General features: G+C 67.7%; 13 protein-coding genes. 5 read left to right on the forward strand and 8 right to left on the reverse strand.

From position 1 onward, the window contains the following. Window positions 1-13: 13 nt before the first annotated feature. The 4 genes from M9799_RS13960 to M9799_RS13975 all read right to left on the reverse strand — a co-directional run bounded on the left by M9799_RS13960 (window position 14) and on the right by M9799_RS13975 (window position 3,355). A complete protein-coding gene (locus tag M9799_RS13960) occupies window positions 14-181 on the reverse strand; it encodes a hypothetical protein (protein ID WP_231044502.1) in 168 nt (55 codons plus the stop codon). 11 nt (window positions 182-192) lie between these two features. Beyond that, window positions 193-1,290 (reverse strand): YeeE/YedE thiosulfate transporter family protein, encoded by a 1,098-nt coding sequence (locus M9799_RS13965; protein ID WP_231044503.1) that lies wholly within the window; start codon window positions 1,288-1,290, stop codon window positions 193-195. Between the two features lie 71 nt (window positions 1,291-1,361). Beyond that, the gene (locus tag M9799_RS13970) at window positions 1,362-2,306 is read right to left on the reverse strand and encodes a sulfurtransferase (protein ID WP_231044504.1); all 945 of its coding nucleotides are present in this window, start codon (window positions 2,304-2,306) and stop codon (window positions 1,362-1,364) included. Window positions 2,307-2,416: 110 nt separating this feature from the next. Further along, complete coding sequence (locus M9799_RS13975; protein ID WP_231044505.1) at window positions 2,417-3,355, reverse strand: DMT family transporter; 939 nt, start codon at window positions 3,353-3,355, stop codon at window positions 2,417-2,419. A gap of 131 nt (window positions 3,356-3,486) precedes the next feature. Between M9799_RS13975 and M9799_RS13980 the strand changes: the two genes are divergently transcribed. Continuing rightward, a complete protein-coding gene (locus M9799_RS13980) occupies window positions 3,487-3,972 on the forward strand; it encodes an Lrp/AsnC family transcriptional regulator (protein WP_231044506.1) in 486 nt (161 codons plus the stop codon). A gap of 10 nt (window positions 3,973-3,982) precedes the next feature. Here M9799_RS13980 and hemH read toward each other — a convergent pair whose 3' ends face one another. After that, window positions 3,983-5,080 carry a ferrochelatase gene (gene hemH / locus M9799_RS13985; RefSeq protein WP_231044507.1) on the reverse strand — a complete coding sequence of 366 codons (1,098 nt, stop codon included), beginning with the start codon at window positions 5,078-5,080 and terminating at the stop codon, window positions 3,983-3,985. A 73-nt stretch (window positions 5,081-5,153) separates the two neighbouring features. Between hemH and M9799_RS13990 the strand changes: the two genes are divergently transcribed. From M9799_RS13990 to M9799_RS14005, 4 genes are all read left to right on the forward strand, one after another. After that, the gene (locus M9799_RS13990) at window positions 5,154-5,876 is read left to right on the forward strand and encodes an HAD family hydrolase (RefSeq protein ID WP_231044508.1); all 723 of its coding nucleotides are present in this window, start codon (window positions 5,154-5,156) and stop codon (window positions 5,874-5,876) included. A 2-nt stretch (window positions 5,877-5,878) separates the two neighbouring features. Then, window positions 5,879-6,787 carry a LysR family transcriptional regulator gene (locus M9799_RS13995; RefSeq protein WP_231044509.1) on the forward strand — a complete coding sequence of 303 codons (909 nt, stop codon included), beginning with the start codon at window positions 5,879-5,881 and terminating at the stop codon, window positions 6,785-6,787. Between the two features lie 97 nt (window positions 6,788-6,884). Continuing rightward, on the forward strand, window positions 6,885-8,069 hold the full coding sequence (locus tag M9799_RS14000; protein WP_231044510.1) for an MFS transporter: 1,185 nt from the start codon (window positions 6,885-6,887) through the stop codon (window positions 8,067-8,069). Window positions 8,070-8,240: 171 nt separating this feature from the next. Continuing rightward, complete coding sequence (locus tag M9799_RS14005) at window positions 8,241-9,014, forward strand: lipoprotein intramolecular transacylase Lit (RefSeq protein ID WP_231044511.1); 774 nt, start codon at window positions 8,241-8,243, stop codon at window positions 9,012-9,014. Here the strand turns inward: M9799_RS14005 and hpnE are convergent. The 3 genes from hpnE to M9799_RS14020 all read right to left on the reverse strand — a co-directional run bounded on the left by hpnE (window position 9,004) and on the right by M9799_RS14020 (window position 12,582). Continuing rightward, entirely contained in the window at window positions 9,004-10,284 is a 1,281-nt protein-coding gene (hpnE, locus tag M9799_RS14010) for a hydroxysqualene dehydroxylase HpnE (RefSeq protein ID WP_422692661.1), read from the reverse strand. The genes M9799_RS14005 and hpnE overlap by 11 nt on opposite strands. Window positions 10,285-10,322: 38 nt before the next feature. Further along, entirely contained in the window at window positions 10,323-11,162 is an 840-nt protein-coding gene (gene hpnD / locus M9799_RS14015) for a presqualene diphosphate synthase HpnD (RefSeq protein WP_231044733.1), read from the reverse strand. Between the two features lie 139 nt (window positions 11,163-11,301). Continuing rightward, window positions 11,302-12,582: a DEAD/DEAH box helicase gene (locus M9799_RS14020; protein ID WP_231044512.1), complete on the reverse strand. Its 1,281-nt coding sequence runs from the start codon at window positions 12,580-12,582 to the stop codon at window positions 11,302-11,304. Window positions 12,583-12,593 lie beyond the last annotated feature (11 nt).

Here is a 12,593-nt window from a genome sequence, read left to right on the forward strand (position 1 = left end):
CTGCCGGCAGGGATCAATCCGGCATGGAGCAATGTCCGCCCTGGATCGCCTGCCCCGAGCCCGCCGCAATCAGCGGCGCTTCGTAGCGCAGATCGACGGGCGCCGAGTTCTGGTAATCCCAGGCCAGGAAGGCCGCCAGCACCAGCCAGAAGCCGGTGCGCCAGATAGTTTTTCGCGTCATGGAGATGCTCCTCAGAAGCCGAAGTGGCGGCGGATGCGCAGCCCGAAGATGGTTCCGGCAAAGGCCAGCGGTACCCAGATCCAGCCATGGATGCTGCCGGTGCTGATGCCCGAGATCATCGCGCCTACATTGCAGCCGAAGGCCAGGCGCGAGCTGTAGCCCAGCACCAGGCCGGCGACCAGCGCGACGACCCACTGCGTGCCGGTCAGCGCCTTGGCGGCGGCGGGTTTGCCGGCCGCAGCCCAAAGCGCACCGGCCAGGATGCCGATATTGGTGATGCTGGTCACGTCCAGCAGCACGGTTTCCTGCAGCCGCGCGGCGTTGCCAGGCTGGCTCCAGAACCAGTTCTGCGCGAGATCGACCGCACCCGTGGCGTTGGCCACCTTGGCCGCCCACAGGCCGAAGCCATAGACCACGCCCCAGGGCTGGCCGGCAATCACCAGATTGGCGGTCGCAAGGACCGCAATCAGCACGGCGCCCACGACCCAGCGGCGCTGCCACAGCGGCTGCGCCGGGCGCTGCAGCCGGGCGTTGGCCTGGCCGACGTACCAGCGCACGCCCACGGCAATCAGCGCCAGCGCCAGCAGCGTGGCAGCCAGGGCCGTCGGCCAGCCCCAGGAGGTGACCAGACCGACGGGCGCCACGCGTCCGAGATCGAGCCACCAGCCCAGGTGCAGCGAGCCGACGAAGCTGCCGATGGCAAACATCGGCAGGATGGCAGCGTTCATGGGAATGCCCATGCCCGCCTTGTAGAGCGTGCCGCTGCCGCAGCCGTCGGCGATCTGCATGCACAGGCCGAAGACAAAGGCGCCGATCAGCAGGCTCACGCTCGGAGGACCAAGCGCTGCCGTCAGCTCGGGGAAGGTGCCCAGCAAAGGCATGGCAAGGGCCGCGGCCAGCGCCAGCAGCAGCAATTGGCCAAAGACGCCGCTGGCATCCTTGTCCTCGATCAGCATGCGCCAGCCGGTGGTAAAGCCAAAGCGCCGGCCCGCAAGCACGGCGCCCAGGCCGATGCCCACGGCAAACAGGGCGGCCTGGCGCACGGACACCGTCCAGAGCAGCCAGCCAAGGAAAACGGCCATCAAGGCCGCGAGGGGAAGACGTTTCATGTCCACCAATCCGGTTGGAAGTTGCAAAAAAAAGGCGCGCACGGGGCGCGCCGGCCAGGGCGGGCGCCGGCTTACTTGAACTTGCGCTGCCACCACTGGCGCGCGTCATAAGCCAGCGACTCGGCGCGGCTGGGCTGGTTTTCCAGCGCCGGTGCGTCCGGCTGCTGGGTCCAGTCGACCATCGAGCCCGCATACAGCTTGACGTTGGGCAAGCCGGCCATCTCGCTCAGGCCGAACCAGTCGGTCGCAGCCCAGTGGCCGGTGTTGCAGAAGGCCACCATGTCCTGGCCCTGCTGGCGCTGGACCTTGGCGGCAATCTGGCGCGCCGCAGCGGCGTCCACAAACGTGGAGGTGCCCGGCACGAACCACTGGTTGAAGTCGAGCTGCTGCGCGCCGGGCAGCGTGCCCGAGAGCTTGGCCGCGGGCGCGCGCGTCTTGCCCTGGTAGAAGGCATCGGGGCGCGAATCGACCAGCGCCGCGTTGCTCAGGTCGATGTTCCTGCGGATGTCCTCGCGCGTGGCGATCAGGCTGCTGTCGAGCTGCGGCTGCCAACGGCTGGCTGCGACCTCGGGAGTGGCGCTGTCCTGCGGCAGCTTGGCATCGGCCCAGGACTTCATGCCGCCGTTGACGATGGACAATTCCTTGAGTCCCAGGGTCTTGAGCGTCCAGTAGACGCGCGCCGAGGCGCCGAAATCGGTGGCATCCGCGCCTGTCGAGACAACGACCGCGTGGGTGGACGGTGTCAGACCCAGCGATTGCACGAGCTGCGTGAGCTTGGAGACATCGGGCAGCTCGCCCGGGTTGGTGGCGGGGCCGCGCCACTTGGCATAGGGAGCATTGAGCGCGCCGGGAATGTGCTGCGCGCCATAGGCCTTGGCATCGCGGATGTCGATGACGCGCAGGGCGGGCGATGTCGCCTGGATCGCGTTCAGCTGCGCTGGCGTGAGCAAAGGCTGTGCGGCCGCAACCCACTGGGCAGCGGTCAACGCCACAGCAAAGGCAAGCATTTTCTTCATGGTCACTCCTTTGGGTTCGTACCGAACCCAAGATTGTCGGGTTTTATCCAACTCGGACCAACGATATTTAATTTCTTAGTACATACGCCGTGGTGATAAGCGGTCGGGGATCAGCGTTTGCGGGCCGCAGCCACGGCGGCCAGCACCATACCGGAAAACACCAGGCATAAACCGGCGGCAAACAGCATCGACAGCCGATTGCCCAGCAACAGCACCGAGGCCAGGATGCCCACCAGCGGCACGCCCAGCGTGAAGTTGGACATGGCGAAGGTGCTGATGCGGCGGCCGTGCTCGGCCGAGATCACAAAGCAGGCCGAGGTGGCGATGGGCCCGATGAACAGCAGCAGCTCCAGAAGCTTGGGGTCAAAGGGAATGGCTGCTGGCGAGCCTTCCAGCGCAAAGGCAAAACCCGAAAGCGGCACGCTGGCCAGCAGCATCTGCCATGGCGCCAGCGCCAGCGGCGAGGCCGTCCAGCGGTGGCGCTTGATATGCAGGATCGCCACCGACCAGCAGATGGCGCCGGTGAGCAGGAAGGCCGTGCCCATGACGGCGCCGGGCGCGGTCCAGTCCATTTCCCAGGGCGAGCACACCAGCGCCACGCCCGCCAGGCCCACGGCAAGGGCCAGCAACTGCCAGCGCGTCGGCGCCTGGCGCAATATCATCCAGCCGGCAACGACCCCCCACAGCGGCGTGGTGTAGGCCAGCAGCACGGCGCGGCTGGTGTCCATGTGGGTCATGGCAATCATGCCCAGGCCGGTGAAGGTCATCATCTGCAGCAGGCCCATGCTGGCGACGATCGGCCAGTCCTGGTGCGGTGGGAATGCCAGCTGGCCGCGGATTGCGAGCACGGCAAACAGGCACAGCGCGGCGCTGCCAAAGCGGATGGCGGCCAGCCACAGCGGCGGCACCACATCCAGCGCCAGCCTGGTGGCAGGCCAGCTCAAGCCCCAGAGCAGCACCATCACGCAAAGCCACAGGAAAGTGGAGCGCTGCGCCAGATGCGCGGGCGCGGCCTGGAAGGTCTTTGCAAGGATGGGGGAACTGGACATATTAGGGTAACTACCTGATGGGCGCGTAGTTTTACCCAGATTCACGGAAAATTCTTGGTCTTGTTTGCTGCCTTTGGCGCAAAACCGGGAAGAAAATACCGGGCATCATTTGAATGCCGGAAAGAATTGCCTTGAGCGAAATCACCTTGGACGAAGCCAGCCTGCGCATTCTCGATGAACTGCAGAAGAACGCCGAGCTGAGCAATGCGGAACTGGCCGAGCGCGTGGGCCTGTCGGCCTCGCCCTGCTGGCGCCGGGTCACGGAAATGAAGCAAAACGGGGTGCTGCGCGCCTCGGTGTCGCTGGTCGACCCGCTCAAGCTGGGGCTTGCCGTGAACGTCTTCGTGCATGTCTCGCTGAAGCACCAGGACAAGGAGTCGCTGGAGGTGTTCACGCGCGCGATCGCCCGCCGGCCCGAGGTGATGGAGTGCTATCTGATGAGCGGCGAGGCCGACTTCATGCTGCGCGTGGTGATCGAGGACCTGATCAAGTACCAGAACCTGCTGCTCGAATGCCTGACGCAGATTCCCAGCGTGGCGAGCATCCGTTCGAGCTTTGCGCTGAGCCAGGTGAAGTACACCACCGCGCTGCCGACGGGGCATTTGCGCCGGCGGTGACCGCAGCGTCTCACTTCGCTGCGCCCATCGCCCTGGCGCGCTGCGCCGTGCGCTGCAGCGCTGCTTCATCCGGCCGATCCAGCGGCCAGCCTGCGAGGTGCTGCTGCGCAATCTGGCTCAGCGCGGTGATCCAGGGCGCGCTGTCGTTGAGGCAGGGGATATACGCAAACGCCTTGCCGCCCGCATGCAGGAAGGCTTCGCGCGCCTCCTGGTTGATTTCCTCCAGCGTCTCGAGGCAATCGCTGGTGAAGCCCGGGCACACCACATCGACGCTGTGCACGCCGCGCTGCGCCATGGCGATCAGCGTGGGCTCGGTATAGGGCTCGAGCCACCTGGCCTTGCCAAAGCGCGACTGGAAGGTGACGGTGTATTGCTCGGGCGAAAGACCCAGGCGCTCGGCCAGCAGGCGGCCGGTCTTCTGGCTTTCGCAGTGGTAGGGATCACCCAGCTCCAGCGTGCGCGCGGGCACGCCATGGAAGCTCATCACCAGATGCGCGCTGCGCCCGGCGTCGCGCCAGTGCGCCTCGATGCGCCTGGCCAGTGCGTCGATATAGCCCGCATCGTCGTGGTAGCGGTTGACGAAGCGCAGCTCCGGAACATGGCGCTGCGTGCGCGCCCATTCATAGACCGCATCGAACACGCTGGCCGTGGTCGTGCCCGAGTACTGCGGATACAGCGGCAGGATCAGGATGCGCGTGGCGCCTTCGGCCTTGAGCGCGTCGAGTTCGCTGGCAATGGACGGGTTGCCATAGCGCATCGCATGCCGCACCAATACCGAATGCCCGGCCTCGCCCAGCCAGCCGCGCAGCAGCAGCGACTGGCGCGCCGTCCAGTGCGCGAGGGGCGAGCCATCCTGGGGATGCCACACCGTCGCATACTTCGCCGCGGACTTCGCGGGACGCGTGCGCAGGATGATGCCGTGCAGGATCGGCCACCAGGCCAGCTTCGGGATCTCGACCACGCGGTCGTCGCCGAGGAACTGCGCCAGATAGCGGCGCACGGCCGGGGCCGTGGGCGCATCGGGCGTGCCGAGGTTGCACAGCAGCACGCCAGTGCGCGGCGCGCTGGCGTGGGAGAAGGGAGGTTCTGGCGCAAAGCGTGAAAGCATGCATGGATTGTGACAAAGCCTGCGTGCGCGCGCAGCTTCGGCCCCTGGCGGCTGCGGTATTCTTGGACAACCTATGCAATCACAACCCGACTTCAGCGCGTTTTCCGGCATCCGCGCCATCACCCTCGATCTCGACGACACCCTGTGGCCGATCTGGCCCACGATCGAGCGCGCCGAGCGCGTGCTGCTGCAGTGGCTGCACACGCACGCCCCGGCCACTGCCCAGGCGCTGCAGACCGCCGAGGCGGTGCGCGCCGTGCGCAACGAGATCGGCAGCCTGCGGCCCGATCTGGCGCACGACCTCAACGGGCTGCGGCGCGAATCGATACGCCTGGCGCTGACGCGCGCGGGCGACGACCATACGCTGGCCGAGGCCGCGTTCGAGGCCTTCTTTGCCGAGCGCCAGCGCGTCGAGCTGTTCGAGGACGTGCTGCCGGCGCTCGAGTTCCTGGCCGCGCGCTGGCCCATCGTGGCGTTGAGCAACGGCACGGCCGATGTGCATGTCGTCGGCCTGGGAAAATTCTTCCACGCCAGTGTCAGTGCGCACCGCGTGGGCTTTGCCAAGCCCGATGCGCGCATCTTCGATCTGGCGGCCAAGGCCGCGGGCGTGCCCGCGCACAGCGTGCTGCACATTGGGGACGACGCGATGCTGGACGTCAAGGCCGCGATGGATGCTGGCATGCTCGCGGTGTGGGTCAACCGCTCCGGCGTGGAATGGCCGCACGAGGGGGCCACGCCGCATGCGACGGTGGCCAGCCTGGCGCAGCTGTGCGAGGGCTTGAGCACCAAGGCTTGAGCATGTACTCCTCCGAGCGCCTCAAAGGCATCGATGTGTTTGTCGCTGTCGTCGATGCCGGCAGCTTCACCGCCGCCGGCGAGCGCCTGAATCTGAGCAACTCGGCGGTGGGCAAGGCCATCGCGCGCCTCGAGGCACGCCTGGGCGTGCGGCTTTTCGAGCGCACCACGCGGCGGCTGGCGCTGACCGATGCGGGACACGCCTTCCACCGTACCTGCCAGCGCGTGCTGGGGGAGCTGGAAGAGGCCGAGCATGTGCTGCAGGCCGAGGGCAGTGTGCCCGTGGGCCGGCTGCGCATCGATCTGCCTGCGACCTATGGGCAGCTGCATGTGATGCCGCTGCTGTTTGAGTTCATGCAGGCCTATCCCGGCGTGCAGCCGCAGGTCTCGTTCACCGACCGCTTCGTCGATCTGGTGGAGGACGGCATCGACGTGGCGGTGCGCATCGGTGGCAGCGATGCCTGGCCCGCGCCCATCGGTCACCGCTTTCTCGGCCAGGAACGGCGGATCTTCTGCTGCGCGCCCGGCTACCTGGAGCGCGTGGGACCGCTCGCCGATGATCTGGCGGCTTTGGCGCAGGTCGAGGGCGTGCTTTACCGCCGCGCCGATGGTTCCCCTGGGCCATGGCTGATCCAGCGTGGCAACGCGCCGGTCGAGCACTTGCAGCCCCGGGCGCGGCTGGAGATCGGCAATGCGCAGGCTTGGGTGGACGCCGTGGTGCAGGGCCTGGGCGTGGCGCAGATCTCCACCTGGCTGGTGGGCGACCGGATCGCACGTGGCGAACTCGTGCACGTACTGCCCTCGTTTGCCGCCGACGGCCTGCCGCTTTATCTGCTGTGGCAGCGCAGCCGGCAACTGCTGCCCAAGGTCGATGCGCTGCTGGCGCATCTTGGCAAAACACTACACGTGTAGATTGTGGAAATTCTGGATGAAGTCTTTGGAAAAATCATCCAACATAGGAAGCTGAGGAGTCAATAAGCTTTCGGGTTTGCTTTTCGCGATCCTGCATATGTCTTCTTCTTCCTCCGTAGCCGCCGGCCAGCCCCCAGGCAGCCGGATATCCACCATGATCCTGGCGATTGCCGCCTTTGTGATCGTCACCACCGAATTCCTGATGGTCGGCCTGCTGCCGGCGCTGGCGCGCGACCTGTCGATTTCCGTATCGACCGCGGGCCAGCTGGTGACGCTGTTTGCCGTCGTGGTGATGGTTTTCGGCCCCCCGCTGACCGCGCGGCTGGCGCACGTGGAGCGCAAGCGCCTGTTCCTTGGCGTGCTGGCACTGTTTGCCGCCTCCAATGCGCTGGCGGCCCTGGCGCCGAACTTCTGGGTGCTGGCGCTGGCGCGCATCGTCCCCGCGCTGGCTTTGCCGGTGTTCTGGGGCACCGCCAGCGAAACCGCGGCGCAGCTGGCCGGGCCCAAGCGTGCGGGCCGGGCGGTGGCCACGGTGTACCTGGGCATCTCCGCCGCCATGCTGCTGGGCATTCCGCTGGGCACGATTGCAGGCGACGCCATTGGCTGGCGCGGCGCGTTCTGGGCGCTGGCCATGCTTTCACTGCTGGTCGCAGTGCTGCTGCAATGCTTCATGCCGGCGCTGCCGGGCAGCCAGCGCGTGAGCCTGGCGCAGCAGGCACGTATCCTGCGCGACCCCGCGTTCGTCGCCCATGTGCTGCTGTCGGTGGCGGTGTTCACGGCCATGTTCACGGGCTACACCTATCTGGCCGAGTTGCTGGAAAAGCAGGCCCTGGTGCCCGCGGCGCAGGTCGGCTGGTGGCTGATGGGCTTCGGCGCGGTGGGCCTGCTGGGCAACTGGCTGGGCGGGATCTGGGTCGATCGAAAACCGCTGGCGGCTACCGCCGCGTTCAGCGCGCTGCTGGCGCTGGGCATGCTGGCAACCGTGGTGCTGGCGCGCCAGCATGCCGGCCTGGTGCTGGCATTGGCGATCTGGGGCATTGCCAACACGGCGCTCTATCCGATTTGCCAGATCCGCGTGATGAAATCGGCGCCCCAGGCCCAGGCGCTGGCAGGAACCATCAACGTCTCCGCGGCCAATGGCGGCATTGCGCTGGGCGCGGTGCTGGGGGGCGCCAGCATCTCCTGGTGGGGCGTGGCCAGCGTGGGCGTGGCGGGCGCGGCAGTGGCTGCGGTGGCAGCCGTGGCGGCGCTGGTGATGGCGCGCCGCTTCGTGCAGCGCTGATGCGCGCAAGGCCGCACATGCACCTGCAAACGCCGGTCACCCATCCAGTTTGACCTCGCTACACTAGGGCGGCGCTGCGCGCGCCGACGGGTATGGCATCGATGTCCCGCAGGCGCCAGGCCCGTTCGCATGCATCCAACTCCGATGCGCCGCTGTGGAAGCGTCAATATGATGAAACGTCTGCTTTTCTGGACGCTGTTTTACGTCTGCCAGATGCTGGCGCTGGCCTTGCTGGCCTGGCATCTGCTGGCGCAGTGGAGCTTTGCCTATCCCATCGGCTACCGTTGGGTGGGTATCGGCGAGACCATTGCCCGCTATGCCCCGCTCAACCGTTACCGCGCGGATTTCGAGTTCACTTCCGCCCAGGAGCATTGGCGCCTGTTCGGCGAGATCACCGCCGCCGTGCAGTCCGGCGGCAAGGGCCTGGAGCAGATCAGCTACCTGTTGCCCGACGGCCAGCCGCAGGCGCTGATGCATGCCGCGGAGATCATGCATCTGGAGGATGTGGCCGACCTCATCGATGGGTTCTACCGTGTCGGCATCGCGGCTTTCCTGGCATGGCTGGTTCTGCTGGCCGTGGTCTACCGCCGGCGGCTGCGGTTGCCCGCGCCGCGCACGACAGTGCAGGGCTGGCTTGCCGGCGTGGGCCTGCTGACCACGATGGTGCTGCTCGCGGGCCCGGAGAAGCTGTTCTACTGGCTCCATACCCAGGTCTTTCCCGCCGGCCACCAGTGGTATTTCCATTACCAGGATTCGCTCATGACGACGCTGATGAAGGCACCCGACATCTTTGCCTTCATTGCCGTGCTGCTGGTGCTGCTCTGGGCCGCGCTGTGGTGCATGGCATCATACGGCCTGCAACGGCTGCTGCGCTGGACCCGTGCCAGGGCCGCCAGTGCCGCCAGTGCCTCCATCGCTGGCGAGGCGCTGAACCTCACGCGGTAGTCGCGGCGCCCAGTGCGCGTGCCGCGGCCATGCCGCTTTTGACCGCGCCTTCCAGCGTGGCAGGGTAGGGGCCGTCGACATAATCACCGCAGGCCCACAGGCCTGGCGCCAGCGCCTGGCCCGGGCGCTGCAGGCCCGGCGTGCAGGCAAAGGTGGCGCGCTTGTCGATCACCGTGGCGAGCGCCTGCATGCCGTGCCAGCCCAGTGCGCGCGCGGCCTGGGCCAGCACCTGGGTTTCGGTGTCGGCACGCGACTGGGCACTGGCGCTGACCACGAAGGCCATCAGCCCCGCGGGCCCGCCCAGGTGGCCTCTGTCGAAAACGAACTGCGCTGGCGCCCCGGGCCCGGAGCGAAGCGCCAGCAGGGGCAGCGCGGGCGCCAGGCGCTGCGCGGGTTCCGCGGTGCGCGCATAGACCGTGGCAATGGCGGTATGCGCCAGCCCTGCGGCACCGGCCGACCATTGGCGCAATGCGGCGGCGCACTGCATGTCGGCCAGGGTATCGGCGGCTTGCCCCGCCAGCCGTGCGGCTTCGGCACTGGGCGTGGCCAGCAGCACCGCGTCGAAGCGCTCGCCATCCACCACCCAGCCATCCGGCTGGGCCTGCAATTGCGCCACGCGCGAGCCAAGGCGCAAGTCATGTGCACGCGCCTGCAGCCAGGCAGCGGCGGTCGCGGGAAAAAGCCTTCCCAGATCGCAGGTGGGCAGCAGGAAGTTCGAGCCGCCCCGGCCGCTGAACAGCGCGTCGCGCAGCACGCGCAGGAATACCGCCCCGCTGGATTGCTCCGGTGGGGTGTTGAGCGCGGAAACGCACAGCGGCTCGATGAACTCGGCCATCAGCCTGGGCGGCAGCGATGCACACAGATCGGCCACGCTGGCCTGCGCGTCGCAGCGAAAGCCGCGCAGGCGCCAGCGCGTGGCCCAGGCCAGCAGCACCAGCCGCTCGCGCCAGCGCCAGCCGCGCGCGCCCAGGATGCCGGCCAGCGCATCGAAGGGCGGCGCCAGATCGGGAAAAGCCAGGCCCGTGCCATCGGCATGGCGCAGCGCCATCGGCAGGCGCAGCAGCGCACGCTCCACGTCCACGCCGACGCTGCGCATCAGCGCCAGGCTGTCGGTGTAGGCGCCGATCAGGATATGCTGGCCGTTGTCCAGCGTGATCGGGCCCTCGGGTGTGTCCAGCTGCAGGGCCCTGGCGCGACCGCCCCAGTGGCGCGCGGCCTCGTGGACCGTGACCTTGCGGCCGGCCTTTGCCAGCGTCACGGCCGCGGCCATGCCAGCCCAGCCGCCGCCAACGACGGCAACGCGCGCGCTCACATGCGGCCCAGCGCCTGCATCTTCCAGGCCAGCCAGAACTTGCGCAGCGGCGTGAGCTTGATGCGCTGGTGCAGCACCTGGAAGTCGTCATGCTCGATCTCGCGCAGCAGCGTGCGGTAGATGCTGGCCATCATCAGGCCGGGCTTCTGTGCGCGCCGGTCGGCCTCGGGCAGCAGGGCCAGCGCTTCGTCGTAGAGGCGGTGCGCGCGCTCGGCCTGAAAGCGCATCAGCGCCGTGAAACGTTCGGAATACTGGCGCTTGAGGATTTCGTGCGCCTTGACGTCGAACTGCTGCAGCTCGCTCACCGGCAGGTAGATGCGCCCGCGCAGCGCGTCTTCGCCCACGTCGCGGATGATGTTGGTGAGCTGCAGCGCCTGGCCCAGCCTGTGCGCATAGGCCGTGGTGGCATCGTCCGTCTGGCCGAAGATGCGTGCCGAGACTTCGCCCACCACGCCCGCCACCAGATGGCAGTAGCGCTGCAGGCCGGCGTAGTCGAGATAGCGGGTCTGGTCCAGGTCCATCTGGCAGCCTTCGATCACCGCCAGCAGATGCGACTCCTGGATGCCGTATTCCGCGCAGCCGGGCATCAGCGCCTGCATTGCCGGGTGCGAGGGCTGTCCGGCAAAGGACTTGCCGACCTCGCCGCGCCACCAGGCCAGCTTGGTGGCGGCCAGGCCCGGGTCGCTGACCTCGTCGACGACATCGTCGATCTCGCGGCAAAACGCATAGAACGCGGTGATGGCTGCGCGGCGCTGCGGGGGCAGGAAAAGAAAGGCGTAATAAAAGCTGCTGCCCGAGGCGGCGGCTTTTTCTTGGACGTACTGGGCCGGGTTCATATTGGGGGATTGTCCCATGAGTGCGGCGGGGGCTTTGAGGAGGCTGAAGTTAAGGTTGCGGTGCCGTCACCCTTCGACAAGCTCAGGGCGAACGGTTTTTACCTTCGTCCTGAGCTTGTCGAAGGATGAACGGCCCGACTCAAGCTTGCCCCTGCTGCTTCTCTGCCGCAGCCGCTGCCGCCCGCAACTTGTCCTTCTTGCTCGGCCGCTTCCCCTTTACCCCGCCATTCCCATCCGCCGCCCCCGGCACCGCAGCCGGCACCTCTTCGAGAGGCTCGAATCCGGCAATGATCTCGCGCGGCAGCGCCAGATGCTGGCGCTTCTCGATCAGCTGCCAGTGGGCTTCGCTGGCCGGCGTGACGAAGCTCACCGCCAGTCCGCTGTCGCCGGCGCGGCCAGTGCGGCCAATGCGGTGCACGTAATCGACGGCCGAGCGCGGCAGGTCGTAGTTCACCACCACCGGCAGCTGCGCGATGTCGATGCCGCGCGCCGCGAGATCGGTGGTCACGACCACCTGCCAGCGCTCTTCCTTGAATTCATCGAGCACCTGCTGGCGTGCACCCTGGCTCAGCTCGCCATGGAAGGGCGTGGCATAGATGCCGTTCTTGTAGAGCTTCTCGGCCACCACATTGGCCGTATGCTTGGTGGCCACGAACACCAGCACGCGCGTCCAGGCCGGGTCCTGCAGCATCTGGCGCAGCAGCTGCGTGCGCCGCGTGCTGTCCACGGCAATGGCGCGCTGCTCGATGATGGCCTGGCTTTCGCTGGCGTCGGTGGCGATCTCCACGCGCAGGGGGTCGTGCAGCAGGCTTTGCGCCAGCGCCTCGACCGCCTGCGGATAGGTGGCCGAGAAGAACAGCGTCTGGCGCTGCCTGGGCAGCAGCGCCAGCGTGCGCTGCAGCTCGTCGGCAAAGCCCAGGTCCAGCAGCCGGTCGGCTTCATCGAGCACCAGCAACTGCACCTGCGACAGGCGCAGCGCGCGCTGCTCCACCAGGTCCAGCAGCCGGCCAGGCGTGGCCACGACGATGTCGGCGCCGCCGCGCAGCGCCATCATCTGCGGGTTGACGGAAACGCCGCCGAACACCACCGCGATCTTCGGCGGCTGGGGCAGGTGCCGGCCCAGGCTGCGCAGCACCTCGCCGACCTGGGCCGCGAGTTCGCGCGTGGGCACCACCACCAGCGTGTGGACGCTGCGCGCGCCGCGCCCGGGCTGGCCGAGCGCGAGGTTCTGGTGCTGCAGCAGCGCGGGCAGCGCAAAGGCCGCGGTCTTGCCTGAGCCCGTGCGTGCCGAGGCCCAGACATCGCGGCCCTGCACGATGGCGGGAATGGCCTGCTGCTGGATCGGCGTGGGCTGCTCGAAGCCCAGTTCACGGGCGGCGCGGGCAAGGGCCGGGGAAAGGCCAAGAGAGGAAAAAGGCATGGATGGGCAGG

It is taken from the genome of Comamonas endophytica (assembly GCF_023634805.2).
In the GTDB taxonomy this organism is placed as follows: Bacteria; Pseudomonadota; Gammaproteobacteria; order Burkholderiales; family Burkholderiaceae_C; genus Comamonas; species Comamonas endophytica.

Coding starts and splice junctions, on each gene's coding strand:
- M9799_RS13960 (WP_231044502.1), bottom strand. CDS start 181: ATGACGCGAAAAACTATCTGGCGCACCGGCTTCTGGCTGGTGCTGGCG.
- M9799_RS13965 (WP_231044503.1), bottom strand. CDS start 1,290: ATGAAACGTCTTCCCCTCGCGGCCTTGATGGCCGTTTTCCTTGGCTGG.
- M9799_RS13970 (WP_231044504.1), bottom strand. CDS start 2,306: ATGAAGAAAATGCTTGCCTTTGCTGTGGCGTTGACCGCTGCCCAGTGG.
- M9799_RS13975 (WP_231044505.1), bottom strand. CDS start 3,355: ATGTCCAGTTCCCCCATCCTTGCAAAGACCTTCCAGGCCGCGCCCGCG.
- hemH (WP_231044507.1), bottom strand. CDS start 5,080: ATGCTTTCACGCTTTGCGCCAGAACCTCCCTTCTCCCACGCCAGCGCG.
- M9799_RS13990 (WP_231044508.1), top strand. CDS start 5,154: ATGCAATCACAACCCGACTTCAGCGCGTTTTCCGGCATCCGCGCCATC.
- M9799_RS13995 (WP_231044509.1), top strand. CDS start 5,879: ATGTACTCCTCCGAGCGCCTCAAAGGCATCGATGTGTTTGTCGCTGTC.
- M9799_RS14000 (WP_231044510.1), top strand. CDS start 6,885: ATGTCTTCTTCTTCCTCCGTAGCCGCCGGCCAGCCCCCAGGCAGCCGG.
- M9799_RS14005 (WP_231044511.1), top strand. CDS start 8,241: ATGAAACGTCTGCTTTTCTGGACGCTGTTTTACGTCTGCCAGATGCTG.
- hpnE (WP_422692661.1), bottom strand. CDS start 10,284: ATGGCCGCGGCCGTGACGCTGGCAAAGGCCGGCCGCAAGGTCACGGTC.
- hpnD (WP_231044733.1), bottom strand. CDS start 11,162: ATGAACCCGGCCCAGTACGTCCAAGAAAAAGCCGCCGCCTCGGGCAGC.
- M9799_RS14020 (WP_231044512.1), bottom strand. CDS start 12,582: ATGCCTTTTTCCTCTCTTGGCCTTTCCCCGGCCCTTGCCCGCGCCGCC.